Raw genomic sequence first — 24900 nt, 5'->3', positions numbered from 1 at the left:
CCGGTCCTGGCCGCCTGCACGTTTGCCGGGTGGCGGGTATGCTGCTGCTTTTCGTGAAACGGAGTCAAGCATGGCGGAAATCGCGGTGGTCGCAATCTCGGTGGCAAAACCGGGCTATGAAGAGCAATTGCGTGAAGCGCTTGAAGGCATCGTCGGGCCGACCCGCAAGGAGCAGGGCGCGCTTCAATACGACTTGCATCGCGACGTGGAGGAGCCGCGCCGGTTCGTGTTTGTCGAGCGCTGGGAAAGTCAGGAGGCGTTGGCCGCGCATGCCAGATCCGCGCATATTCAGGCTTACAGGAAAGCTGTGGCGGATTGGGTCGAGCATGCGGAAATTCGCGTCGTGTCGAAGATCGCGTAGCGAGTGCGTAGCGAGGTGAGCGCGGGATGCAGAGCGGGACGCGAAGCGGGATGTGAAGCGGGATGTGAAGCGGGATGTGAAGCGGGATGTGAAGCGGAATGTGAAGTGGGATGTGAAGCGGGATGTGAAGCGAGGCGCGAAGCGGAATGCAAAGCGGATGAAAGGCGGTTCAGCGCGATGTGAACCGCCCGGTAACGGCGAGCGAGCCGCGTGGCCCGATTGGGCTTGTGCTTCGCTCGCCGTTTGCTTTTAGTGCGTCGCTTGCGGGACGTCGAGAATCAGGATGATGGTCCAGTCGGCGTCGCCATCGTGATGATATTGGCGCTCCGCGACGATGAACGGTTGCTGCTTGCCGTCCGGGCCGAGAAACAGCACGTCGCCTTCCATCGGCAGGCACTCGACGGGCGGCAGCGCGAGGAACGCTTCCTGACCGCCGCGCGGCATCAGTTTTTCGATTTTGCGGGATGCTGCTTCAGTCCATTCGATATCTAGCTGGATGTTGCTCATGCTGTCCTCCGCACCAAGGTGCGCACGGGTTAGGGGGATTCCGGCTGGGCTTCCGGTCGGTGCGCGACTTTAGCATACCGTCCGCTGCGCGCAGGCGCGTGTGGAACCCGGTAGCACTTCTTTAACGAAGCCCAGGCCGGCGCGCCACGCATCGCACGTTCTCAGGTCCTTCTCGAGTCCATTAGACAACAAAAAAGCCGAAGCCGGCGGCGCCGGATTCGGCTTTTCACCTTCGCGGCGAGGCCGCGGGTGACACTGTCAGCTACGCTTACGAACTCGCGGCCTCGGCCTTGGCCGCCTTCTTATGATGCGGGGCAGCTTTGTGATGTTTGGCAGCCGGCATGGCCGGCGCGCTTTCCATTGCTTGCTGCCGGTTTTGCAAATCTTGCGCACGCTGTTCGACGTCAGCGGCCTTGGCCGGATCGGTGCTCATCATGACGCCGTTGTCCTGCGCATAAGCCGCGCCCGTTACGGCGCTGAGGGAAACCAGGATCGCCAGGGACACTTTCTTCATGTTACCTCCGTAGAGTGGTTGTGGACCCGAGTATTTGCCTGTCCAATCGGAAAGACAATGCATTCTAGCCAGCAATATCCGCTCCAGCGGACGTTTGTAACGGCGTTGACAATTGGTTACATCTTGTTACGCACCGCCCACGGTCCGCCCACAGCCAATACCGGGCGCGAGATTCCGTATAGCATGCTGCTGTGTCTTGCTCGTGTTTAAAAATCTTCGTATCGCTAAATAAAGCGCTTTTCATTACAGCGGTAATTCAGAACCATCCGATTGCACGGTAGACGTGAAACTGTGCAATCCCAACCAGTTCGTGCAGTGCAATTTCCGCACTCACAAGATTGTCATAACACGGTAGTAGACCGAGATGTGCGCGCCGCGCACTGGAAATCAATGGTTGCGGTGCGAGCCCAAAGCGATGGAAGTCGAGCAATGCGCGAGGCATCTGATACGCGGAGGTAACGAGTATCAACGAATCGTAGCGTGTGCGTTCGACGATAGCCGATACGTTGCGCGCATTTTCGTACGTTGTGCGGCTGCGATTTTCCAGCACGATATCCGCGCGCGGCACCTGTTTGCGCAGCAGGTAGGGCAGGTAGGTATCGGCTTCGGTCGCGCGATGCCGCTGTGGGTTGCCGCCGCTCACGATCACCGCGCACGTCGCCGCGGTGCGCTTGCAGGCGGCGTAGTTGTCGGCGCTGACCGCGATGCGCGCAAGCACGTCGCGCGGCGGAACCAGTTCGTCTTCATCGTCGTACTCGGTGCCGCCGCCCAGCATGATGATCGCCGTGCGCGGCGCGAACGTCGCGGGTGCGTTCGTCTGCCGATGCGGCTGCGCCAGTTCGAGCAACGGGGCGGTTAGCCAGCCGGCGGCGAGCAGCCAGAACAGGGCAACCGTGCAAACGGCAAGGTGTCGGCGGACGCGTTTCCATAGCACGATTGCTGCAAAAAAAAGCGCTAATAAAGTGAATAGAATCAATTTAAATGGGGTAACGTATGACTTTCGGGACAATCCACCAGCTTGCTATCGCGCCGCAGCGGTTGCATCGTCGGCTTGTGGACAGAACGCTATCATGCGTCGCGACGGGGGTCCTGAAAACGAGACCAAGCAGAACCTGGCGGGAGCTGGCGGCATCGCCTACGTACAGCCGGCTTTCAGTCACGGGCGGTGCTATGCGCATCACTGGTGGCGCGGTGACGTGTTGGGCAAAGATGTGTCATAGCTGCACTTTAAGAAAGAAGTGAGATGACCACGTATTCCAACGAAGCGGTACTTGAAGCGCTGCGGCGAGCGCAATATCGCCAGGTCCCATGGGCCAGACGGCCGGGTGTATTTCAATATCTCCGGGCGCTGGGCCTGATGGACACTGTCCGGCAGCGCACGGTCGCGCCTGCACCGGGTTTTCATGCTCCCGTCGATATTGCCGTGCTGACCGAGCGGGGCAGAGCCGAGTTCGCACGACTCGAGCACAGTGAGCGCCTGCTGAGCTGGTCTGCGCAGCGAATGAACGACTACGTCGTCGCCACAGCCGAAACGCGGCCTGCAGCCGCTCTCGAAGTCAGGCCTTAGGGCCCTCGGCGGACTGGCGTTATTTCCCCGGCTGCACGACGCGGCCGGCGGCAAGTTTATTTTCTGCTGATTCGCGGGCGCGGCCCGGGCCTTCCCTGTTTGAGCGAAACAATTGGCGAAAAAAAAGCCCGTATCGCAAGGATACGGGCGTACCGGAATTACTACTGCCACGCTGTGCTAATGGCGTTAAATCAGACTGGTTCAGCGCCGGGTGGTTCCCCCAATCGCTTAATTCGCACTACAGCGCACTGTAACTTTCGGCGTATGGCGCACGAGACGCCCGCACCTAGCGGCGGCGCGGCGGATCTTCCCGTGGCGGTTCGGGCCGTGCGCGGACATTGCTTGCGATATCGCCGCGCAAATCGCCTCGCGGCGCCGGCGGCGTGAAGTCGCGGTTGCGCGTTGCGCTTTGTTGCCAGGCGTCAACCGAGGCCGTGTGATCCGTCCGCGAGTTCCCGCCTTGCGGGCGCTGCTGTGCGAGCGCCGGTGCGGCCATTGATGAAACGACAATGCCGCACAGAAGCAGTGACATTGGTTTCATGCTGAGCTCCCGTCAAGCCGATCGACTCAAGGCCTGTTTGCATACACATACGGTATGCCGAGTAGCGAAAGCACGCTGTAAGTAATAGTAAATGGATGTTTCACCGGCAACATTCGTGCGGCTTCACCTATCTGAAACCGCGCGACGGCAAACTCGGGGAAGCTGAAGCGGACGACCAGGATGGGCGCGCCGTGGAGCGGTGCCCATGACAGGCCGGCCAAGCGCGTGAACGCGCGGGCGGCCCCGGATACACGCCGGGCGCCCGCAGGCGCCCGGAGGCAAAACAATTCGCGTCAGGCCATCTTGACCGGCGCGCGCCACGATTCCGGATTGGTCCAGAACGCGCCACGCAGACGGTCGCGGCTCGGCGGTGCCGGCGGTTTCGCGGCGGTCGCGCCAATGCGCCCACGCAGCGAAATTTCGCGGCCGCTCGTGCCGAGTCGCTTAACTATTTCGGCGAGCGTACCATCGGCTTGCCACTCGTCGAAGCGGCGGCGGCAAGTCGGCGGCGACGGATACCGGCCGGGCAGCTTGGACCAGCCTTCGCCCGTCGACAGCACCCAAAGCACAGCGTTGACAACCGCGCGTGCTTCCACGCGTGGCCGACCGCGCCGTTCACTCCGTGCTGGCTCCGCACAGAACAACGCCTCGACCAGCGCCCACTCGTTGTCTCTCAAATCGTCGAACAGCATCATGTTTCACCTCAGCGAAGCTAACTCCGGTGCGCTGCCCCGCGCCGCGCACTCTCCATGCACTCGATGGGCGAGTGCCAAGGGGGGGTCGGGCTTGCCACGGTCTGCTATGCAGTCAGAAGTCATGGCGCCGACCCTGTGTGCATGTAAATGCAGGAAGTGTGCCAAGTTGAGTCCGACTGCCTGAAAGCCCCGTAACAGCGGGCCAGCGCGGGCGCTAGCTAGGGGCGTATAAGAATCTAAAAAACCCATCTCGCAAATCGGGACAATCACCAATCTTGTGCAATCAAGCCCGGCCAGCGTGCGTTTGCGCCTCATTGCTGCATTGCAGCGAGGTAATCCGGCACGGCGCCTGCGCGGCATTTCGCCATACAATGCGCATCAAATGACGTTATTGATGAGGCCAGCAAATGAATGTGACGCTGCGTCAGCTCAGGGTTTTCATCGAGGTGGCCCGTTTGCAGAGCTTCAGCCGCGCGGGCGATGAGATCGGCCTGACGCAATCGGCGGTCAGCCGCTGCGTGCGCGAACTGGAGGGCGAAATCGGCCTCAAGCTGATCGACCGCACCACGCGCGAGGTGCAGCTCACTGACGTCGGCGGCAACCTGGTGTCGAGCGTGTCGCGTCTGTTGACCGATCTGGACGGCGCGCTGCGCGAGATTCGCGAAATCGGCGAGCAGCGGCGTGGCCGCGTGGTGGTCGCGGCCAGCCCGACGGTGGCCTGCCGGTTGATGCCCGGCGTGGTGGCGTCGTGCGGCCGGCAATTCCCGTACATTGCGCTGGGTTTGCGCGACGACGTGCAAAGCGACGTGGTGCGCAAGGTCAAATCGGGCGAAGTCGATTTCGGCGTCATCATCGGCCCGTTTTCCGCCGACGACCTCGTCAGCGAATCGCTAATGACAGATTCGTTCTGCGTCGTGTCGCGCGACGATCATCCGCTGGCGGCTCAGAAACAGGTGGCGTGGACGGATCTCGAGGGCGAGCGGCTCGTCATGCTCGACTATGCGTCCGGCAGCCGGCCGATCATCGACGCGGTGATGAACGAGCACGGCGTCAGCGCCACGGTGGTGCAGGAGCTGGGGCATTCGGCGACCGTTTTTGGGCTGGTCGAGGCGGGCGTGGGCGTGAGCGTGCTGCCGTGGCTGGCTTTGCCTTTGCCGGCGGACGCCTCGCTGGTGGCGCGGCCGTTGGTGCCGCGCGCCGAACGCACGGTCGAACTGGTGCGGCGGCGCGACCGGTCGCTGTCGCCGGCGGCGGAGACGGTGTGGGGCCTGATCCGGCAATTGCCGGCGCGGGCTGAGGATCTGGGCTGAAGTCCTTTGGTGCGCGGGTGATGCGCAATGGGTGCGAGTGCGCGTTTGGCGTCTCGTGGGGGCGCCGCCGCGGCTGCTCGCCCGGTGGCTTCGCCGCCTCGCAAACAGGCATCGCGCTAAACTGTCGCCTTTCCTGAACCTCGACCTTGACCTGTCATTCGTGTGGAAGCCTCGATGAGCGAATCGGATCTGCCTGTGCCATCCATCCCTAACGCGCGCGAAGCCGTGCGCGCACTGCGTCCTTCGCAGATACGCGAAGTCGCCAACGCCGGTTTCGGCGTCGCCGACGTGCTGCCGTTCTGGTTCGGCGAGTCCGACCGGGTGACGCCGGCTTTCATCCGCGACGCCGCCAGCGCTGCGTTGGCCGCCGGCGCGACCTTCTATACGCACAACCTGGGCATCGCGCCGTTGCGCGCCGCGCTCGCTGACTACGTCAGCGAACTGCACGGTCCGACTTCGTCCGATAACGTCGCGGTGACGAGCGCGGGCGTCAATGCGCTGATGCTGGCCGCGCAGCTGGTGGTGGGCGCGGGCGACCGTGTCGTCGCGGTGACGCCGTTGTGGCCCAACCTGGTCGAGATCCCGAAGATTCTCGGCGCGCATGTCGAAACGGTGGCGCTCGGTTATGGCGAACACGGCTGGCAGCTCGAGCTCGAGCAATTGCTGGCCGCCCTCACGCCGGACACGAAGATGCTGCTCGTCAACTCGCCGAACAATCCGACCGGCTGGGTGATGAGCCGCGACGAGCAGCGCGCCGTGCTGGCGCATTGCCGGCGCCACGGCATCTGGATTGTCGCGGACGAAGTCTACGAGCGTCTTTATTACGAGGATGCCGGCATCGGCGCCGGCGGCGCCCGGTCACGCACTGCGCCGTCCTTTCTCGATCTGGCCGCGCGCGACGAACGCGTGATCTGCGTGAACTCGTTCTCGAAGGCATGGCTGATGACTGGCTGGCGGCTCGGCTGGATCGTCGCGCCGGCCGCGCTGATGGACGATCTGGGCAAACTGGTCGAATACAACACCTCGTGCGCGCCCGCTTTCGTGCAGCAGGCGGGCATCGCGGCCGTCCAGCAGGGCGAGCGCTTCACGCAGGAGCTGGTGCGCGATCTTGCGGCGTCGCGCGATCATCTGGTGCGGGCGCTGTCCGCGGTGCCGGGCGTCGACCTGAAGACACCGCCGGGTGCGATGTATCTGTTTTTTTCGATGCCGGGGGCCTCGCGCAGTCTCGAGTTGTGCAAGGCGCTGGTGCGCGAAGTGGGGCTGGGTGTGGCGCCCGGCAGCGCGTTCGGCCCGCAGGGCGAGGGTTTCGTGCGCTGGTGCTATGCCTGCGACACGGCGCGGCTGGACACGGGCGTCGAGCGTCTGAAGCGGTTTCTCGCGCAGCACGGCGCACATTGAACGATGGCGGAGGCGAAGCCGGCCGGAGAGGAGGGTTTCAGGTCGAATTTCGTACGCTTTTGCTCTGAAGCAGATGGGCCAGAACATCCGCGGAAAATGCGCGGCGGATTTCGTTCGGGATTTCGTCTTTACGCACCGATTGTTTTTGCGTAATATGGCGCTCAGTCACGCGGTTCCTTTCAGGAATTTCGCTGCTCCGTCCGGCTGGGTTTGGCTCGATTGCCTGTTTCGCCTCCCCCCGGTGCGTGCTCCCATCAATATGACCGATCAGAATCGGGCGAGCGCGTCTTCAGTTCCACATCGTCTGTTTGATCCGGTTCTTTGACCCTAACTCATAAGGTCGACCTGGCTGCATGAATACCCAAGAGGCGAAGATCGTCCTCGAGACTGCTTTGATCTGCGCGCAGGAGCCGTTAAAGCTCGGCGAACTGCGCAAGCTCTTTGCCGACGGCGTGTCGGCAGATGCCGTTCGGACTTTGCTCGAAGACCTCAAGCAGGATTGGTCTGGGCGCGGTGTGGAGTTGGTCGGGCTGGCTTCGGGCTGGCGGTTTCAAAGCAAGCCCGCGATGCGTTCGTACCTGGATCGTCTGCATCCCGAGAAACCGCCGAAATATTCGCGCGCGGTGCTCGAAACGCTCGCGATCATCGCGTATCGGCAACCGGTCACACGCGGCGATATCGAAGAGATTCGCGGCGTCACAGTGAATACGCAGGTCGTCAAGCAGCTCGAGGATCGGGGCTGGATCGAAGTGATCGGCCATCGTGATGTTCCGGGCCGTCCGGCGCTGTACGCGACCACGCGGCAGTTTCTCGACGACCTGGGTTTGAAGGCGCTCGACGAATTGCCGCCGCTTGCCGATCCGTCGGCGCAGCTGAATGCGGATCTGCTCGGGCAGCACGCGATCGAGTTCGCCGACGCTGAAGCCGCGCAGGCGCTGGCCTCGGGCGAGGCGGTTGAGCCCGAAGCGGATGCGGAAACTGCCGCGGTCGAAGCTGATCCGGTTGCGGCTGAATCCTTCGGCGCGACTGGGAGCGACGCGGAACAGAGCGCCCCACAAGCAGCAGCGGGCAAGACGCTGCATACTGAATCCGCAGACTCTGAATCCGCAGACCCGGCGAGTCACGCCGATGGCGCCGACGTCGAACAAGCGGGAGCGGAACCTGCTAAAGAGCATCAAGCGCTGCACGATCAGCCGCAGCGTGGCGAGCCGGCCGATAGCGCTGCGGATGCCGCGCCGGCGTCCGAGCCGCATCAGGACGCCGCTGCCATTCCGGCCACGCAAGAGCATGCTGAAGCTGCACACGTTGAACCGCAGGCCGGCGCCGCCGAGCCTGCACTGAATCACGATTCGGTCTCCCAGGCCGATCCGGCAATACCCGCGCACGGCTCGGGCGTACTCCGCGAAACGGAGCACACCACCGAGCCGAACCCGACCACGGCGGCGCACGGCGATCCAGAGGATCGCCGCGATGCTGCACAGGACGCAGGTGTCCTGACCGACGACGAACCCGAGTCGCGCAGCGCCTGACGTAACCGAACTTTTTTGCCGCGCCCGCAACGGGCGCGCGCGACCTGACATTTTGAGGTTGTTTTGACACATACCCACGACACCGATTCGTCCGAATCCGAGCGCGCCGTGCCGTCGGCGCGCGCTGACGAAGCGCGCACCACGCAAGCGTCAGCAGGCGAGGGCGAGCGCCCGGCGCAGACCACGGAAGCAGACGGTGAAGACCGTCCGCGCCGTGGCCTGCGTCGCGGGCCGCGCAGCCTGATTGCGCGGCGCCGCGCCGGAGCGAAGACGAAGGGCGCCGAAGGCGCGCCGGTCGTCACCGAGGCACCGCCGGACGGCGAAGTCGTCGCGCAAGTGCGTATGCCGCGCAAGGATGCGGGCGCCAAGGGCCAGGGGCCGCGCCGCAACGCGGGCGGCGCGAAGCGCGAAGGCGGTCAGCGTGACGGCGCGCCCCGCGAAGGCGGACCTCGCGAAGGCGGACCTCGCGAGCGTCAGCCGCGCGAAGGCGGTCAGCGTCAGAACCGCCGCGGCGGCGAGGCGCCGGCAGCGGCGACTGAAGCCAGTCAGGACGATCTGTTTTCGTATGTCACGTCGCCTGCTTTCGATGCGGACAACAACGCCACTGGCGGCGTGCGCGCCCCGATGCTGCGCCGTGGCAAGCCGGCTGCGCCCAAGCGCGTGCTGTCGCCGGACGACGACGCGCCGAAGCTGCACAAGGTGCTGGCCGAAGCCGGCATGGGCTCGCGCCGCGACATGGAAGAGCTGATCGTGGCCGGCCGGGTATCGGTGAACGGCGAACCTGCGCACATCGGCCAGCGCATCATGCCGACCGACCAGGTCCGCATCAACGGCAAGCCGGTCAAGCGCAAGCTGGCCAACAAGCCGCCGCGCGTGCTGCTGTATCACAAACCGACGGGCGAAATCGTCAGCCACGCCGATCCGGAGGGCCGTCCGTCCGTGTTCGACAAGCTGCCGCCCATGAAGACCGCCAAGTGGCTCGCGGTCGGCCGCCTCGACTTCAACACCGAAGGTCTGCTGATGCTGACCACCTCGGGCGATCTGGCAAACCGGTTCATGCATCCGCGTTATAGCGTCGAGCGTGAATATGCGGTGCGCGTGGTCGGCGAGCTGGCTGAAGGGATGCGTCAGAAGCTGTTGCACGGCGTCGAGCTGGAAGACGGCCCGGCGAACTTCCTGCGTATTCGTGACGGTGGTGGCGAGGGCACCAACCATTGGTATCACGTCGCGCTCGCCGAAGGGCGTAACCGCGAAGTGCGCCGCATGTTCGAAGCGGCCGGCCTGATGGTCAGCCGTCTGATCCGTACGCGACACGGCCCGATTTCGCTGCCGAAGGGCTTGAAGCGCGGCCGCTACGAAGAACTCGAAGACAATCAGGTGCGCGCGTTGATGGCCTCGGTCGGTCTGAAGGCGCCCACTGAAGAACGGGGTGGCCGCAATGCCGCGCCCGAGCGCAAGCAGCCGGATCCGATGCAGACGTCGATGGGCTTCATCAGCCGCGAGCCGGTGCTGATGTCGCATGGCCGTTTCGACCAGCAGCAGCCTCGTGGCCAGGGCCGGCGCGGTGCGGCGGGCGGCGGCTTCGGCGGCGGCGGTGGCGGCGGTGGCGGTGGCGCGGGCTCCGGTTTCGGCGGCGGCTACGGCAGTCGCGGTGCGGGCCGCGGCGCTGGTGGCTTCAGCGGCCCGACGGGCGGCGGCGTGGGCGGCCCGCGTGGCGGCCGTGACGTCGACGGCAATCGTGCGCCGTCGGGCAATGGCAATCGGGCCGCGGGTGGCGGCAAGCGCGCCGGCGGCAACAGCGCCAATCCGGGCGGCGGCAACCGCGGGCCGGGCGGCAATCGCGGCGGTAACGCCAATCGTGCTGGCGGCGGCAACACCAACGCGGGCGGCGCCAATCGTGGCGGCGGCGCGCCGCGCGGCCGCTCGCGGGGCCGTTAAGCGGTAGTCGCAGTTGGCAGGGCAGCCGGCGCGGTCGTTTGTTCTTTGGCGATTGCGTCAGGCTGCCGTGAGAATCAATTGATAAGCACTGCGGGTTTTATGTCGCGCATAAAAACGGTGGCGTGCGCATAAGTAGGGGCAGAGTTTCTTGCCCGATTCGCTGGCCGCCGTTGGTGCATGGTGCGAATCAGCTTGCAAAAGGCTGAAGCCGTCGCCGTATCGTTGATATAGCGTTGCAGGATTGCCATGAAAATCAAGCGGAAATGCGCTTCACGCGGCGTTCTGCGGTTTGCGTTTGTCCCGAAAAATGGCTACAATCGCGAAGTCGCTGGGCGTGCGGCTTTTCATGTGCGGCTCAGGTGCGACCACCGGTAATAAGATGATGGGCGTTTAGCCCATTTTTTTTTGCCGCTCAGTTCATCGTGGTTCGGCATCTCGGGTAGCACGAACGTGCGCCGGCTTGGCGCGCGGCCCGCATGGATTGTTTGCAAAACAAGCGGCGCTCGCCGCGCGAACATCTTAGAGGGCACTGTGCAACTGACGGAACTGATTGAAACCACGGTCGTGGGACTCGGCTACGAGCTCGTCGATCTCGAGCGCACCGGGCGCGGCATGTTGTGTATTTATATCGACCAGCCGGCCGGCATCGCGATCGAAGACTGCGAGAAAGTCACGCGTCAGCTCCAGCACGTTCTGACGGTCGAAAATATCGATTACGAGCGGCTTGAAGTGTCGTCGCCGGGTCTCGATCGCCCGCTGAAAAAACTGGCGGATTTCGAACGCTTCGCGGGCAGCGAAGTGGTTATCACATTGAAAAAGCCATTGGACGGACGGAAATCGTACCGGGGCATTCTGCATGCCCCGCAAGGCGAGACGATCGGTCTGGAATTTGAAGGGAAGGAAGGCGCCGCGATGCTTGATTTCACGCTCGCGGACATGGATAAAGCACGCCTCGTTCCGAAAGTTGACTTTAGGAGCCGCAAACAATGAGTCGCGAAGTGTTGATGCTGGTGGATGCGCTGGCACGCGAGAAGAACGTCGACAAAGACGTGGTATTTGCCGCGCTCGAGGCGGCCCTCGCTTCGGCCTCCAAGAAACTCTTCGAAGAAGACGCGGACATCCGCGTCCAGATCGACCGTGAAAGCGGCGAACACGAAACGTTTCGCCGTTGGCGCGTGGTGCCGGACGAAGCCGGTTTGCAGGAGCCGGATCAGGAAATTCTGCTGTTCGAAGCACGTGAACAGAAGCCCGAAATCCAGCTCGACGAATTCATCGAGGAACCGGTGCCGTCGATCGAATTCGGCCGCATCGGCGCGCAGGCCGCCAAGCAGGTGATCCTGCAGAAGGTGCGTGACGCCGAGCGCGAGCAGATCCTGAACGACTTCCTCGAGCGCGGCGAAAGCATCATGACCGGCTCGGTCAAGCGCCTGGACAAGGGTAACTTCATCGTCGAAACCGGCCGTGTCGAAGCGCTGCTGCGCCGCGACCAGCTGATTCCGAAGGAAAACCTGCGCGTGGGCGACCGCGTGCGCGCCTATATCGCCAAGGTCGATCGCACCGCGCGTGGTCCGCAGATCGAACTGTCGCGTACGGCGCCTGAATTCCTGATGAAGCTGTTCGAAATGGAAGTGCCGGAAATCGAACAGGGCCTGCTGGAAATCAAGGCGGCGGCGCGCGATCCGGGCGTGCGCGCCAAGATCGGCGTGGTCGCTTACGACAAGCGCATCGATCCGATCGGCACTTGCGTCGGCATTCGCGGTTCGCGCGTGCAGGCCGTGCGTAACGAGCTCGGTGGCGAAAACGTCGACATCGTGCTATGGTCGGAAGATCCCGCCCAGTTTGTGATCGGCGCGCTCGCGCCGGCAGCCGTCCAGTCGATCGTCGTCGACGAAGAAAAGCATTCGATGGACGTCGTCGTAGACGAAAACGAACTGGCGGTCGCGATCGGCCGCAGCGGCCAGAACGTGCGTCTTGCCAGCGAACTCACCGGCTGGCAGATCAACATCATGACGCCGGACGAATCTGCGCAGAAGCAGAATCAGGAACGCGGCGTACTGCGCGACCTGTTCATGGCGCGTCTCGATGTCGACGAGGAAGTCGCCGACATCCTGATCGACGAAGGCTTCACGAGCCTCGAAGAGATCGCTTATGTGCCGCTCAACGAGATGCTCGAAATCGAAGCATTCGACGAAGACACCGTTCATGAACTGCGTAATCGCTCGCGCGACGCGTTGCTGACGCAGGCGATCGCGAATGAAGAAAAGGTCGAAAATGTGGCACTCGACCTGAAGAGCCTGGAAGGCATGGACGCCGACCTGCTCGCCAAGCTTGCCGAACATCAGATCCAGACGCGCGACGAACTCGCCGAGCTGGCTGTGGATGAACTGGTCGAGATGACCGGAATGGAAGAGGATGCCGCTAAGGCGTTGATCATGAAAGCACGTGAACACTGGTTCCAGTGAGAAATGACCATGGCGCACTAAATTGAACGCGGCCGTCAGGCCGCATGACCCGATGCTAACCGCAAGGAATCGGTCCTTGCATTAAGAGGAATGAATGGCGAGTAACAACGTAGCCCAATTTGCCGCGGAACTGAAAATGCCTGCAGGCGTGCTGCTCGAGCAGCTGCAGGCAGCGGGCGTCCAGAAAGCGAGCGAAGACGACAACCTGTCCGAGGCGGACAAGGCGCGTCTGCTCGACCACTTGCGCAAGTCGCACGGCTCCAACGATGCCGACAAGCGCAAGATCACGCTGACGCGCCGGCATACGTCGGAGATCAAGCAGTCCGACGCGACGGGTAAAGCTCGCACCATTCAGGTCGAAGTGCGCAAGAAGCGCACCTTCGTCCGCCGCGACGAATCCGCCGCCGAAGGCGCGGAAGCATCGAATCATGTGGCCGAAGCCGACGTGGACGACCTCGAACTCCAGCGTCGTGAAGAGGAAGCTCGTCACGAAGCCGAGCTGCTCGAAAAGCAGGCTCAGGAGCTGAAGGCGCGTCAGGAACAACTCGAACGCGAAGAGGCCGAGCGTCAGGCGCGCGAGCAGGCTGCCGAAGCCGAGCGCCGCCGTGCGGAAGAAGAGGCGGCGAAGAAGCGCGCGGCGGCTGCGGCCGAAGCGGCTGCTCGCGAGAAGGCTCAAGCGCCGCAAGCCGCTGCCCAGCCGGCCGCCGCGAAGGCTGAGCCGGCCGCTGCCAAGGCCGCCGAGCCGGCGGCTGAGCAGGACGACGAGCGCGCCGCGGCAGAGCGCGCCGCTCAACGCGAAGCAGCGAAGAAAGCGGAAGACGCAGCGCGTCAGGCCGCTGAAAAGACGCGCGCCGAGCAGGAAGAAATCAGCAAGCGCCGTGCGGCGGCGGAAGCCGAAGCGCGTGCGATTCGCGAAATGATGAACACGCCGCGCAAGGCGCAGGTCAAGGCGCCGGAACCGGCACCGAAGCCCGCTGAGCCGGCCAAGGCCGCGGAAGCCAAGGGCACGCTGCACAAGCCGGCGCGTCCGGCAGGCGAAGCCCCGGCGCGTCCGGCAGCCAAGAAGCCGGCTGCCGCAGCTCCGGCTGCTCCGGCCGCACCGTCGGCTGGCGACAAGAAGAAGCCGGGCGCCGGCAAGGGCGGCTGGCAGGACGACGCAGCGAAGCGCCGCGGCATCAAGACGCGCGGCGATACGAGCGGCGGTGTCGATCGCGGCTGGCGCGGCGGCCCGAAGGGTCGCGGCAAGCATCAGGATCAGAGCACCACGTTCCAGGCGCCGACCGAACCGATCGTGCGTGAAGTGCACGTGCCGGAAACCATCACGGTCGCCGATCTGGCGCACAAGATGGCGGTGAAGGCATCGGAAGTCATCAAGTCGATGATGAAGCTCGGCCAGATGGTCACGATCAACCAGATGCTGGACCAGGAAACGGCGATGATCATCGTCGAGGAGCTGGGCCATCACGCGGTTGCGGCCAAGCTGGACGATCCGGAAGCCATGCTGGTCGAAGGCGAAGTTTCCGACGCGGAAGCACTGCCGCGTCCGCCGGTCGTTACGGTCATGGGCCACGTCGACCACGGCAAGACGTCGCTGCTCGACTACATCCGCCGCGCCAAGGTTGCAGCGGGTGAAGCAGGCGGGATTACGCAGCACATCGGCGCCTATCACGTCGAAACGCCGCGCGGCGTCGTCACGTTCCTCGACACGCCAGGTCACGAAGCCTTTACGGCCATGCGTGCCCGTGGTGCGAAGGCAACCGACATCGTGATTCTGGTGGTCGCAGCCGACGACGGCGTGATGCCGCAAACGAAGGAAGCGATCGCCCACGCGAGGGCAGGCGGCGTGCCGCTCGTCGTCGCGATCAACAAGATCGACAAGCCGGAAGCGAATCTGGAGCGCGTCAAGCAGGAACTGGTCACCGAAGGCGTCGTGCCGGAAGAATACGGTGGCGATTCGCCGTTCGTGCCGGTGTCGGCCAAGACCGGTGCGGGTATCGACGATCTGCTGGAAAACGTGCTGCTGCAAGCCGAAGTGCTGGAACTGAAGGCGCCGGTCGAAGCACCGGCCAAGGGTCTCGTCATCGAAGCGAAGCTCGACAAGGGTAAGGGTCCGGTTGCAACGATCCTCGTCCAGTCCGGTACGCTGAACCGCGGCGACGTGGTGCTGGCAGGCAGCGCCTACGGTCGCGTGCGAGCCATGCTCGACGAAACCGGCAAGCCGACCAAGTCCGCTGGCCCGTCGATCCCGGTCGAGATCCAGGGTCTGTCGGAAGTGCCCCAGGCTGGCGAAGAAATGATCGTCATGCCGGACGACCGCAAGGCGCGTGAAGTCGCGCTGTTCCGTCAAGGCAAGTTCCGCGACGTCAAGCTGGCCAAGCAACAGGCCGCGAAGCTCGAGAACATGCTGGAGCAGATGGGCGAAGGCGAAGTGCAGTACATGCCGCTCATCGTCAAGGCCGACGTGCAAGGTTCGCAGGAAGCTTTGGTGCAGTCGCTGCTCAAGCTGTCCACCGACGAAGTGCGCGTGCAGATCGTGCACGGCGCCGTGGGTGGCATCAGCGAGTCGGACGTCAACCTGGCAACGGCTTCGAAGGCGGTCATCATCGGCTTCAACACCCGTGCGGATGCACAGGCTCGCAAGCTGGCGGAAGCCAACGGCGTCGATATTCGCTACTACAACATCATCTATGACGCAGTGGATGAAGTGAAGGCCGCGATGTCGGGCATGCTGGCACCGGAGAAGCGCGAGATCGTGACGGGTACGGTCGAAGTGCGTCAGGTCTTCAAGGTACCGAAGATCGGCGCGGTGGCCGGCTGTATGGTCACGGACGGTTTCGTCAAGCGCTCGTCGTCGGTGCGCGTGCTGCGCAACAACGTCGTCATCTTTACGGGCGAGCTCGATTCGCTCAAGCGCTTCAAGGACGACGTGAAGGAAGTCCGTCAGGGCTTCGAGTGCGGTATGTCGATCAAGAACTTCAACGATATCGTCGAAGGCGATCAGTTCGAAGTCTTCGAGGTTACCGAAGTCGCGCGTACGCTGTAATTCACGCGGCACGGCTAAAGGGGCGGAGCGGGCTTCAACGCCCGCTCCGCCCGTTGTTTTTGGCCCTGCCGTTTCGCGCCCGCAGCGGTCGTGGCGGTTGTCCCAGCCGCTTCATCGCCGCCTGGAAAAAACCGCGGCCCGCGCGAACAACCTTTGCTATCCGCCAGAACGGATCACCCATTCACCATGCCTAAAAAACGTACTTCTCCCAATCGCAACGTGCAGATCGCCGATCAGATCCAGCGCGATCTGTCCGAGCTGCTGCGCGAGGTCAAGGACCCGCGCATCGGTCTCGTCACGATTCAAAGCGTCGAACTGACGCCGGACTATGCGCACGCGAAGGTCTACTTCACGACGCTGACCGGCGACCCGCAGCAGACGCTGGAAGCGCTCCAGCATGCTGCCGGCCATCTGCACAATCAGCTGTTCAAGCGCCTGCATATCCATACCGTGCCGACGCTGCATTTCCACTACGACAAGACCATCGAACGCGCCGTCGAAATGTCGCGTTTGATCGACGAGGCGAATGCCAGTCGCGCGAAGGAGGATTGAGCGCGCGGGTTGTGTCCGCGTCCTTATCCGCATGCTGATTGCGTCCATGCTTGCGTCCTGACCTGGCGTCCTCAGCCGCGCTGTTTTTCGTACCCATTGAAGCTCTCGTCTTTCTGACATGACCGCACCTCAACGCCCCCGCGTGCCGCGTCGCGCGCTCGACGGCGTGCTGCTGCTCGACAAGCCGCTCGGCCTGTCGAGCAACGACGCGCTGATTCGCGCGAAGCGTCTCTATCTGGCGAAAAAGGCGGGCCATACCGGCACGCTCGATCCACTGGCCACCGGTCTGTTGCCGCTGTGTTTCGGCGAAGCCACCAAGTTCTCGCAGGACCTGCTCGAAGCCGACAAGACCTACGAGGCGACCATGCGCCTCGGCATCCGCACGACCACCGGCGACGCCGAAGGCGAAGCGCTCGACACGCGCGAGGTGACGTGCGACGAGGCTGCTGTAAAGGCCGCGCTGGACACTTTCCTCGGCGACATCGTTCAGGTTCCGCCGATGTATTCGGCGCTCAAACGCGACGGCAAGCCGCTCTACGAATACGCGCGCGCCGGTCAGACGGTCGAGCGGGAAGGGCGTCAGGTGACGATCCATGCGCTCGAGCTGCTCGCCTGCGCGCTGCCGGACGTCACGTTTCGCGTGACGTGCAGTAAAGGCACGTACGTAAGGACGCTGGCCGAGGATATCGGTGAAGTGCTCGGTTGCGGCGCGCATCTGGTCGCGTTGCGGCGCACGGGTGTGGGCGCGCTGACGTTGGAAAATTCGGTGACGCTCGGCGCGCTGTCCGACGCGACGCAAAGCCAGCGCGATGCGTGGCTGCAACCGGTCGATGCGTTGCTGTCCACGTTCCCGCTCGTGCAATTGAATGAAGACGCGACACGGCGGTTCCTGCATGGCCAGCGCTTGAAACTCTCCGAACTGACCATCAGCGCGGACGCGCTGAACGCGCCACGGGTTCGCGTCTACGCCGCTGAAGGCCGCTTGCTTGGCGTCGCGAAACAGGGCGAGGGCGTGCTTGCGCCGGAGCGGCTGGTGGTGACAGCCGCGAGCTGAACCGCGTTCGCAGCCCGGCACGCAGCAACGAAAAAGGCGGAACCGCTCGATAGCGGTTCCGCCTTTTTCATGCAGCCTGGTGCCTTGGATCGGCGCTAAACTCAGTGCGCCGCCGCGGCTGCGGCACCGGCGTCACCACCCGCGCGTTCCGGCTTGGTGATCCAGATCAGCGCAATCAACGCGACGAAGATGCCGGCGGAAACAAAGAACAGATCGTTCACGCCCAACTGCGCGGCTTGCTGTGTGGCCATCGTGTTGAAGAGTCCATATGCCTGCGGCTGACTGAACCCCGCCGCACCCATCTGCCGGATCGACTGATCGAACACGGGGTTGTACGCATTCGCCTGTTCCGACAACTGCGCGTGATGCATGATGGTCCGGTGATCCCATGCGGTCTGGAAGATCGAGGTGCCGATCCCGCCGCACATGATCCGCACGAAGTTCGACAAACCCGACGCGGCCGGAATCCGGTTGCCCGGCAAACCCGACAGCGTGATCGACACCAGCGGGATAAAGAACCCGGCCATGCCGATGCCTTGAATCAGTGTCGGCAGCAGCAGCGAATAGGTATCGACGCCGGTCGTATAACGCGAGCGCATCCAGAAGCACAGCGCGAACACGAGGAACGACAGGGTCGCGATATAGCGCGGATCGGTCCGCGGCAACACCTTGCCGGTGATCGGCGACAGCAGTACCGCGAACAGGCCCACCGGCGCCATCACCAGACCGGCTTCGGTTGCGGTGTAGCCGATGTCGGTTTGCAGCCACAGCGGCAACAACACGAGATTGCCGAAATAGAGTCCGTAGCCGATCGAAAGCGCGACCGTGCCGCCTGTGAAATTGCGCCGGCTGAAGAGCGACAGGTCGACCACCGGATGCTCGGCCGTCAATTCCCATACGATGAAGAACGCGAGCGCAATCACTGCGACCAGCGCCAGAACGACGATGGTGGTCGACGAGAACCAGTCGAGATCCTTGCCCTTATCGAGCATCACCTGCAACGAGCCGACCCAGACGATCAGCAGGCCGAGACCGACGCCGTCGATCGGCGCCTTTTTGACGACCGAGTCGCGGTTGCGGAAGATCATCCATGTCGCCACCGCGGCAATCGCGCCGACTGGAATGTTGACGTAAAAAATCCATGGCCACGAGATATTGTCTGAGATCCAGCCGCCGAGAATCGGCCCGGCCACCGGCGCAATCAGCGTGGTCATCGCCCACATCGACAGAGCCATGGGCGCCTTGGCGCGCGGATAGCTGGCGAGCAGCAGCGTTTGCGACAGCGGAATCATCGGGCCGGCCACCGCGCCTTGCAGTACGCGCGAGGCGAGCAGAAAGGGCAGGGTGGGCGCGAGGCCGCACATCCACGACGAGATCACGAACAGCACGATCGACGCCATGAACAGGCGCACCTGGCCGACGCGGTCGGTGAGCCAGCCGGTTAGCGGCACGGAAATCGCGTTGGCGACCGCGAACGACGTGATCACCCACGTACCCTGATCGGACGACACACCGAGGTCGCCCGAAATCGACGGGATCGACACGTTCGCAATCGACGTGTCGAGCACGTTCATGAACACGGCGAGCGACACTGCGATGGTGCCGATCACCAGTTGCGCGCCCTCGAGCGGCGGGTGAGGGACTTGCGCCTGAGCCTGAGCCATTAAAAAAGCCTTGTATGAATCGTGGCGAGGCTTACATCAGCTTCGCAGCGGGCTTCGCGCCAGTCTGGGCCGACTTCTGCGAGCCGGTGTTCGGGCCCGCGTTTTCCGAAATGATGCGGGCGATTTCCGCGTCGGCTTCGTCGCCGTACTTTTCGAACACGCTGGTTTGATAAACCGTGTTCGGCGCCTGGCCGAGCTGGCCGCCTTCATCGTTCTTGATGGTCACGTCGGCTTGCATCGACAGGCCGATGCGCAGCGGGTGCTTCTCGAGTTCCTGCGGGTCGAGCGCGATCCGCACCGGCAGACGCTGCACCACCTTGATCCAGTTGCCGGTCGCGTTCTGCGCGGGCAGCAGCGAGAAGGCCGAACCCGTGCCGGCCGAGAAGCCGACCACCTTGCCGTGGTACACCACCGACGAGCCGTACACGTCGGCCGTCAGGTCGACCGGTTGACCGATGCGCATATGCTTCAGCTGCACTTCCTTGAAGTTCGCGTCGACCCACACGCCGCCCAGCGGCACGATCGCCATCAGCGGGGTGCCCGGCGAGACGCGCTGGCCGACCTGCACCGAGCGTTTCGCGACGTAGCCCGTGACCGGCGCCGGCAGGTTGTTACGCGCGTTGTTCAGGTACGCGTCGCGGACCTTCGCGGCGGCGGCCTGGACGTTCGGGTGATTCGCGATCGTCGTGTTGGCGGTCAGCGCGCGGTTCGACGCCAGTTGCTGCTGGGCGGCGTCGACGGCGGCCTGCGCGCTCTTCACGGCGTCGCGGGCGTGCGAGATTTCTTCCTGCGACACGGCGCCCGTTTGCGCGACCGTCAGTCGGCGCTTCAGGTCGTCCTGGGCGCGTGACAGATCGGACTGGCGCACGGCGACTTGCGCCTGGTATTGATTGTCGTCGGCGAACAGGCCGCGCACCTGGCGCACCGTCTGCGCGAGATTCGCTTCGGCTTGTTCGAGCGCGACGCGCGCGTCGGCCGGATCGAGCACGACGAGCGGGTCGCCGGCCTTCACGGTTTGCGTGTCGTCCGCGTTCACCGCGACCACCGTACCGGTGACTTGCGGCGTGATCTGCACGACGTTGCCGTTCACGTACGCGTCGTCGGTGTCCTCATGGAAGCGCGCGACGAGGAAGTAATACAGGCCGTAGGCGATCGCGGCGATCAGGATCACGCTGACGAGCAGCGTCATCATGCGCTTGCGTTTGCCGTTGTTCGCCGGTTGTGCGGGGGGCGCGGGTTGCTGGGGGGTGCTCATTGATGTGCTCCAGGTTCTCTCAAGCGTCGTCGTTTATGCGGATGTTCGGGCGAATATGCGTCGCGTCGATGTGGCTTCAGTTTGCGGCGGCGGTCGCGGCCGTCGCCGAGGCCGGGGCGTCGGCCGGCACCACGAGGCCGGTCTGCGTCGCGTCGAAACCGCCGCCGAGCGCCTTGATGAGGTCGATCTGCATGCCGCGGCGGCGCATCGTCAGGCTCGTCACCGTCTGTTCGGCGGCAAGGCGGTTCTGGTCGGCGGTCAGTACCTGCAACTGCGGCGACAAACCGGCCTTATAACGGATCACGGCGAGCTGATACGCCTTGGTCGACGCGTCGAGCGCGCGTTGGGCGTCGCCCGATTGCTGGTCGATCGAACGGATCGACGACACCTGCGTGGCGACGTCCGACAGCGCGCTTATCAGCGTCTGGTTGTAGTTCGCCACGTCGAGGTCGAAATCGGCATAACGGCCCTTCAACTGCGAGCGCAGCGCGCCGGCGTCGAAGATCGGCAGGTGGATGGCGGGACCGAATTGCATCTGACGGCTGCCCGATTTCAGGAAGCGGCCCCAGCCGAACGCGTCGAAACCGAAGCCGGCCGCGAGATTCACGTCCGGGAAGAATTCGGCTTTTGCTTCCTTCACGTCGTGCATTGCCGCTTCGACCTGCCAGCGCGCGGCGGCGATATCGGCGCGGCGCGCCACGAGGTCGGCCGGCAGGTTGTTCGGCAACGCCACGGCGTTGCCGGTGGTCAGCACCGGCTGGGCGATTTGCAGGCCGCGATCCGGGCCTTTGCCGAGCAGCGCGCCCAGCTGATAACGCACCGCCGTGATCTGGCCGTCGAGGTCGGTCAAATTCGACTGGCTGGTCGCGATGTTGCCGTTCGCGGTTTGCCGCTCGACGTTGGTGTCGAGACCGGCGATGACACGCCCGTCGGTAATCCGGCCGATGTCCTGGCGGTTGGCGATCTCACGCTGCGCGATGTCGCGGAACGCATACAGCTGCGCGAGCTGGTTATAGGTGCTCGCCACCGACGCGGCGAGCGTCACGCGCGCCTGCTGCATGTCGGCCTCCGCGGCCTTTTCCTGCGATACGGCCTGGCCCAGGCGCTGGCGATTCTTGCCCCACAGGTCCAGATCCCATGACGCGCTGGCCAGCACGTTGTTTTCGCTATACCAGGCGCCGCCGTACGGAGGCGGGTAGAGCGCGTTGCCGGAGAACAGCTCGCGGGTCCACGAATAGCTGCCGTTGACCTTCGGGTACAGCGCCGAGCGCGAGCTGTCGATGTACGAGGAGGCCTTCGCGAGGCGCGCCTGCGCCTGAGCGATCGACGGGTTGCCGTCGAGCGCTTCCGCGATCAGCTTGGGCAGCTGCGGGTCGCCAAACTGGTTGGCCCAGTCGAGCGACGGCCACTGGCCATTCTCGCCGGGCAGGCTCTGGGTGGACTCGTACTGAGCCGGCGACGCGATCTGCTTGTCGCTCTTCATACCGAAGTAGTTCGCGCACCCCGTAAGGGCGAGCGCCGTCACCGCGGCGGCGACAGCGGCCCGGCTCGACAGCGCGGGCGCGGACAGGGAAAGGGATTTCATCGCTCGACTCTTTGAATGTGAGTGTAATGATGGACACAGCAAGCAATTTATTACGACTTGCTGTCAAAATTGTTTGCTGTATCACGGGTTAGCCCCGTTTGTTCGCCGGAATTGATGAGCACACGGCGCAGCATGCTCTTCAGGAAACCCACTTCTTCGGGGGTGAAACCGCCTAGCAGACTGTCCAGCACGCCGTTGAAAATCGCCGGCATTTTTGCCGCGATCGCGTGACCTTCCGGCGTCAACGCAAGCCGGACGGCACGCCGGTCCTCGTTGCTGCGCACCCGTGTCAGCAATCCGCGCTTTTCCAACCGGTCGATCAGGCGCGTGACCGCGCTTGCGTCGATGCCATATTCGCGCGCCAATTCGGCCGCCAGCAGACATTTGCCGCTGGCCACCATGAACAGGATGCTGCCTTGCTGGCTGGTGATGCCGAGTTCGGCCATGCTGCGTTGGGTGACCAGATTGGACAGGGTCGATTTCACCCGCGAGATCAGATAGCCGACGCTTTCGCCGAGCTGGTACTCGCAGAGGTCTGGCGTGGGGGTAGGGGACAGCTCCGTCATGATTCTCGTGCGAATGCAATGGTTGACTAGGCAGGATTATAGAGGCCGGTTGATTGACGCGGCAAGCGTTATTACAGCTTAGGCAAGGAACTTTTGCCGCTCAAGGCATAAAGCGTGGGGGTTGCGTAGGGTTCGGCTGACGTGTGGCGGGTGCTAATCTGATGCACCGTCGCGTGGAAGGCGCCAGGTCCATCAGGGAATACCAGAAACCTTCATTGGCGCGTGCTATAATGTTGGGTTCCCAAAAGTGCGCTTTGGGCTTGTCGTGGTTTATATAAGCAACCGGCGCACTCCCAACTGTCTCCAGGTTTCCTATGACCCGCGCCCTACGCAACATCGCCATCATTGCCCACGTCGACCACGGCAAGACTACGCTCGTCGACCAGCTCCTCCGCCAGACCGCAACGTTCCGTGAGAACCAGCAGATCGCCGAGCGCGTGATGGACTCGAACGACATCGAAAAGGAACGTGGCATCACGATTCTTTCCAAGAACTGCGCGGTCGAGTACGAAGGCACGCACATCAACATTGTCGACACCCCGGGCCACGCCGACTTCGGCGGTGAAGTGGAGCGCGTGCTGTCGATGGTCGACTCCGTGCTGCTGCTGGTGGACGCGGTCGAAGGCCCGATGCCGCAAACGCGCTTCGTGACCAAGAAAGCGCTGGCGCTCGGCCTCAAGCCGATCGTCGTGATCAACAAGGTGGACCGGCCGGGCGCGCGGATCGACTGGGTGATCAACCAGACATTCGACCTGTTCGACAAGCTGGGCGCAACCGACGAGCAACTCGACTTCCCGATCGTCTACGCATCGGGTCTGAACGGTTACGCAGGTTTGACCCCGGACGTGCGCGAAGGCGACATGCGTCCCCTGTTCGAAGCCGTGCTGAAGCACGTGCCGGTGCGTCCGGCCGATCCGGAAGGCCCGCTGCAACTGCAGATCACGTCGCTGGATTACTCGTCGTACGTCGGCCGTATCGGCGTGGGCCGCATCACGCGTGGCCGTATCAAGCCGGGCATGCAAGTGGCCGTCCGTTTGGGCCCGGACGGCGCAATCCTGAACCGCAAGATCAACCAGGTGCTGTCGTTCAAGGGCCTCGAGCGCGTGCAGGTCGAATCGGCTGAAGCCGGCGACATCGTGCTGATCAACGGTATTGAAGAAATCGGTATCGGCGTGACCATCTGCTCGCCGGAGCAACCGGAAGCGCTGCCGATGATCACCGTCGACGAACCGACGCTGACCATGAACTTCCTCGTGAATTCGTCGCCGCTGGCCGGCCGCGAAGGCAAGTTCGTCACGAGCCGTCAGATCCGCGACCGCCTGATGAAGGAACTGAACCACAACGTCGCGCTGCGCGTGAAGGAAACCGGCGACGAAACCACGTTCGAAGTGGCGGGCCGCGGCGAGCTGCACCTGACCATTCTCGTGGAAAACATGCGTCGTGAAGGTTACGAGCTGGCCGTGTCGCGTCCGCGCGTGGTGATGCAGGAAGTCGACGGCGTGAGGCACGAGCCGTACGAAAACCTGACCGTCGACATGGAAGACGGCCACCAGGGCGGCGTGATGGAAGAGTTGGGCCGCCGCAAGGGCGAAATGCTCGACATGGCGTCGGATGGCCGCGGCCGTACGCGTCTCGAATATCGTATTTCGGCACGTGGCCTGATCGGTTTCCAGTCGGAATTCCTCACGCTGACGCGCGGCACGGGCCTGATGAGCCACACGTTCGACTCGTACCAACCGGTCAAGGAAGGCGCGGTCGGCGAGCGTCGCAACGGCGTGCTGATTTCGCAGGACGACGGTGCGGCAGTCGCCTACGCGCTGTGGAAGCTGCAGGATCGCGGCCGTATGTTCGTGTCGCCGGGTGAGCCGCTGTATGAAGGCATGATCATCGGCATTCACAGCCGCGACAACGACCTGGTCGTGAATCCGATCAAGGGCAAGCAGCTGACCAACGTGCGTTCGTCGGGTACGGACGAAGCGGTGCGCCTCGTGCCGCCGATCCAGATGTCGCTGGAATACGCGGTCGAGTTCATCGACGACGATGAGCTGGTCGAAGTCACGCCGCAATCGATTCGTCTGCGCAAGCGCCACCTGAAGGAACACGAGCGCCGCAGCGCGAGCCGTAAGGGCGCAGTGGACTGATAAGTAGCAGCGCGCCGCGATTTGCGGTCGATGTCGGCAAAAACCACCTTCGGGTGGCTTTTGCCGTTTCTGCGTCCCAACATGACTGATGCGCCGTTGGTCGCGGCTTATCTTCCGTTTGTGGCTGTTTGTCCCCATTTGCCGCAGAAGACCGTTGCAAGAACTGGAAACTAGCCAGAAAGCCCGTCCTGGCAAGGCTCGAGCGACAATCCGTCTGC

The 24900-nt window shown here is 63.6% G+C and carries 19 protein-coding genes and 2 pseudogenes; 12 read left to right on the top strand and 9 right to left on the bottom strand.

Going from position 1 to position 24900, the window contains the following annotated elements; translation table 11 throughout:
* The first annotated feature begins 70 nt into the window (after nt 1–70).
* Nucleotides 71–361, top strand: coding sequence for a putative quinol monooxygenase (locus AC3WLT_RS09660; protein ID WP_492591654.1), 291 nt, complete (start codon nt 71–73; stop codon nt 359–361).
* A 249-nt stretch (nt 362–610) separates the two neighbouring features.
* Here the strand turns inward: AC3WLT_RS09660 and AC3WLT_RS09655 are convergent, their stop codons facing one another.
* The 3 genes from AC3WLT_RS09655 to AC3WLT_RS09645 all read right to left on the bottom strand — a co-directional run bounded on the left by AC3WLT_RS09655 (nt 611) and on the right by AC3WLT_RS09645 (nt 2358).
* A complete protein-coding gene (locus tag AC3WLT_RS09655; RefSeq protein WP_007182306.1) occupies nt 611–868 on the bottom strand; it encodes a hypothetical protein in 258 nt (85 codons plus the stop codon).
* A gap of 268 nt (nt 869–1136) precedes the next feature.
* Nucleotides 1137–1382: a hypothetical protein gene (locus AC3WLT_RS09650; RefSeq protein WP_492591653.1), complete on the bottom strand. Its 246-nt coding sequence runs from the start codon at nt 1380–1382 to the stop codon at nt 1137–1139.
* 256 nt (nt 1383–1638) lie between these two features.
* Nucleotides 1639–2358, bottom strand: a complete 720-nt coding sequence (locus AC3WLT_RS09645; RefSeq protein ID WP_492591652.1) for a YdcF family protein — start codon at nt 2356–2358, stop codon at nt 1639–1641.
* Between the two features lie 267 nt (nt 2359–2625).
* Between AC3WLT_RS09645 and AC3WLT_RS09640 the strand changes: the two genes are divergently transcribed.
* Nucleotides 2626–2949: a hypothetical protein gene (locus AC3WLT_RS09640; protein ID WP_492591651.1), complete on the top strand. Its 324-nt coding sequence runs from the start codon at nt 2626–2628 to the stop codon at nt 2947–2949.
* Between the two features lie 286 nt (nt 2950–3235).
* On the opposite strand, the gene AC3WLT_RS09635 is transcribed toward AC3WLT_RS09640, so the two are convergent.
* Together AC3WLT_RS09635 and AC3WLT_RS09630 are read right to left on the bottom strand one after the other, a co-directional pair.
* A complete protein-coding gene (locus AC3WLT_RS09635; protein ID WP_492591650.1) occupies nt 3236–3490 on the bottom strand; it encodes a hypothetical protein in 255 nt (84 codons plus the stop codon).
* Nucleotides 3491–3786: 296 nt separating this feature from the next.
* A pseudogene (locus AC3WLT_RS09630) lies at nt 3787–4182 on the bottom strand (transposase); the annotation flags it as partial.
* A gap of 410 nt (nt 4183–4592) precedes the next feature.
* On the opposite strand from AC3WLT_RS09630, the gene AC3WLT_RS09625 reads away from it, so the two are divergent.
* The 9 genes from AC3WLT_RS09625 to truB all read left to right on the top strand — a co-directional run bounded on the left by AC3WLT_RS09625 (nt 4593) and on the right by truB (nt 17471).
* Nucleotides 4593–5495, top strand: coding sequence for a LysR family transcriptional regulator (locus AC3WLT_RS09625; RefSeq protein ID WP_492591649.1), 903 nt, complete (start codon nt 4593–4595; stop codon nt 5493–5495).
* A 174-nt stretch (nt 5496–5669) separates the two neighbouring features.
* The gene (locus AC3WLT_RS09620; protein WP_492591648.1) at nt 5670–6893 is read left to right on the top strand and encodes a pyridoxal phosphate-dependent aminotransferase; all 1224 of its coding nucleotides are present in this window, start codon (nt 5670–5672) and stop codon (nt 6891–6893) included.
* A 353-nt stretch (nt 6894–7246) separates the two neighbouring features.
* Nucleotides 7247–8422 (top strand): SMC-Scp complex subunit ScpB, encoded by a 1176-nt coding sequence (scpB, locus tag AC3WLT_RS09615; RefSeq protein WP_492591647.1) that lies wholly within the window; start codon nt 7247–7249, stop codon nt 8420–8422.
* A gap of 63 nt (nt 8423–8485) precedes the next feature.
* Complete coding sequence (gene rluB, locus AC3WLT_RS09610; protein WP_492591646.1) at nt 8486–10360, top strand: 23S rRNA pseudouridine(2605) synthase RluB; 1875 nt, start codon at nt 8486–8488, stop codon at nt 10358–10360.
* Between the two features lie 531 nt (nt 10361–10891).
* Nucleotides 10892–11350, top strand: coding sequence for a ribosome maturation factor RimP (rimP, locus tag AC3WLT_RS09605; protein WP_007182297.1), 459 nt, complete (start codon nt 10892–10894; stop codon nt 11348–11350).
* On the top strand, nt 11347–12822 hold the full coding sequence (gene nusA, locus AC3WLT_RS09600; protein WP_492591645.1) for a transcription termination factor NusA: 1476 nt from the start codon (nt 11347–11349) through the stop codon (nt 12820–12822). The genes rimP and nusA overlap by 4 nt, the downstream gene beginning before the upstream one ends.
* Nucleotides 12823–12916: 94 nt before the next feature.
* The gene (gene infB, locus AC3WLT_RS09595; protein ID WP_492591644.1) at nt 12917–15865 is read left to right on the top strand and encodes a translation initiation factor IF-2; all 2949 of its coding nucleotides are present in this window, start codon (nt 12917–12919) and stop codon (nt 15863–15865) included.
* Between the two features lie 186 nt (nt 15866–16051).
* Nucleotides 16052–16417, top strand: a complete 366-nt coding sequence (rbfA, locus tag AC3WLT_RS09590; protein ID WP_492591643.1) for a 30S ribosome-binding factor RbfA — start codon at nt 16052–16054, stop codon at nt 16415–16417.
* A gap of 118 nt (nt 16418–16535) precedes the next feature.
* Nucleotides 16536–17471, top strand: a complete 936-nt coding sequence (truB, locus tag AC3WLT_RS09585; RefSeq protein WP_492591642.1) for a tRNA pseudouridine(55) synthase TruB — start codon at nt 16536–16538, stop codon at nt 17469–17471.
* Between the two features lie 101 nt (nt 17472–17572).
* On the opposite strand, the pseudogene AC3WLT_RS09580 reads toward truB, so the two are convergent.
* The 4 genes and pseudogenes from AC3WLT_RS09580 to AC3WLT_RS09565 all read right to left on the bottom strand — a co-directional run.
* Nucleotides 17573–19144: pseudogene (locus AC3WLT_RS09580) on the bottom strand (DHA2 family efflux MFS transporter permease subunit); the annotation flags it as partial.
* A gap of 22 nt (nt 19145–19166) precedes the next feature.
* Nucleotides 19167–20390: an EmrA/EmrK family multidrug efflux transporter periplasmic adaptor subunit gene (locus AC3WLT_RS09575; protein ID WP_492591641.1), complete on the bottom strand. Its 1224-nt coding sequence runs from the start codon at nt 20388–20390 to the stop codon at nt 19167–19169.
* Nucleotides 20391–20466: 76 nt separating this feature from the next.
* Nucleotides 20467–21975 (bottom strand): efflux transporter outer membrane subunit, encoded by a 1509-nt coding sequence (locus AC3WLT_RS09570; RefSeq protein WP_492591640.1) that lies wholly within the window; start codon nt 21973–21975, stop codon nt 20467–20469.
* Nucleotides 21976–22025: 50 nt separating this feature from the next.
* The gene (locus AC3WLT_RS09565; RefSeq protein ID WP_492591639.1) at nt 22026–22541 is read right to left on the bottom strand and encodes a MarR family winged helix-turn-helix transcriptional regulator; all 516 of its coding nucleotides are present in this window, start codon (nt 22539–22541) and stop codon (nt 22026–22028) included.
* 314 nt (nt 22542–22855) lie between these two features.
* On the opposite strand from AC3WLT_RS09565, the gene typA reads away from it, so the two are divergent.
* Nucleotides 22856–24682: a translational GTPase TypA gene (typA, locus tag AC3WLT_RS09560; RefSeq protein ID WP_492591638.1), complete on the top strand. Its 1827-nt coding sequence runs from the start codon at nt 22856–22858 to the stop codon at nt 24680–24682.
* The last annotated feature ends 218 nt before the right edge of the window (nt 24683–24900 follow it).

This window comes from Paraburkholderia sp. FW306-2-2C-D06C (assembly GCF_058781505.1).
Note: the sequence above shows the minus strand (reverse complement) of the source record. Positions and strands in the feature narration are given on the sequence as shown.

Bases quoted from the DNA above. Each gene is read 5' to 3' on its own strand.
- AC3WLT_RS09660 (WP_492591654.1), top strand. From the start codon at position 71: ATGGCGGAAATCGCGGTGGTCGCAATCTCGGTGGCAAAACCGGGCTAT.
- AC3WLT_RS09655 (WP_007182306.1), bottom strand. From the start codon at position 868: ATGAGCAACATCCAGCTAGATATCGAATGGACTGAAGCAGCATCCCGC.
- AC3WLT_RS09650 (WP_492591653.1), bottom strand. From the start codon at position 1,382: ATGAAGAAAGTGTCCCTGGCGATCCTGGTTTCCCTCAGCGCCGTAACG.
- AC3WLT_RS09640 (WP_492591651.1), top strand. From the start codon at position 2,626: ATGACCACGTATTCCAACGAAGCGGTACTTGAAGCGCTGCGGCGAGCG.
- AC3WLT_RS09635 (WP_492591650.1), bottom strand. From the start codon at position 3,490: ATGAAACCAATGTCACTGCTTCTGTGCGGCATTGTCGTTTCATCAATG.
- AC3WLT_RS09625 (WP_492591649.1), top strand. From the start codon at position 4,593: ATGAATGTGACGCTGCGTCAGCTCAGGGTTTTCATCGAGGTGGCCCGT.
- AC3WLT_RS09620 (WP_492591648.1), top strand. From the start codon at position 5,670: ATGAGCGAATCGGATCTGCCTGTGCCATCCATCCCTAACGCGCGCGAA.
- scpB (WP_492591647.1), top strand. From the start codon at position 7,247: ATGAATACCCAAGAGGCGAAGATCGTCCTCGAGACTGCTTTGATCTGC.
- nusA (WP_492591645.1), top strand. From the start codon at position 11,347: ATGAGTCGCGAAGTGTTGATGCTGGTGGATGCGCTGGCACGCGAGAAG.
- infB (WP_492591644.1), top strand. From the start codon at position 12,917: ATGGCGAGTAACAACGTAGCCCAATTTGCCGCGGAACTGAAAATGCCT.
- rbfA (WP_492591643.1), top strand. From the start codon at position 16,052: ATGCCTAAAAAACGTACTTCTCCCAATCGCAACGTGCAGATCGCCGAT.
- truB (WP_492591642.1), top strand. From the start codon at position 16,536: ATGACCGCACCTCAACGCCCCCGCGTGCCGCGTCGCGCGCTCGACGGC.
- AC3WLT_RS09575 (WP_492591641.1), bottom strand. From the start codon at position 20,390: ATGAGCACCCCCCAGCAACCCGCGCCCCCCGCACAACCGGCGAACAAC.
- AC3WLT_RS09570 (WP_492591640.1), bottom strand. From the start codon at position 21,975: ATGAAATCCCTTTCCCTGTCCGCGCCCGCGCTGTCGAGCCGGGCCGCT.
- AC3WLT_RS09565 (WP_492591639.1), bottom strand. From the start codon at position 22,541: ATGACGGAGCTGTCCCCTACCCCCACGCCAGACCTCTGCGAGTACCAG.
- typA (WP_492591638.1), top strand. From the start codon at position 22,856: ATGACCCGCGCCCTACGCAACATCGCCATCATTGCCCACGTCGACCAC.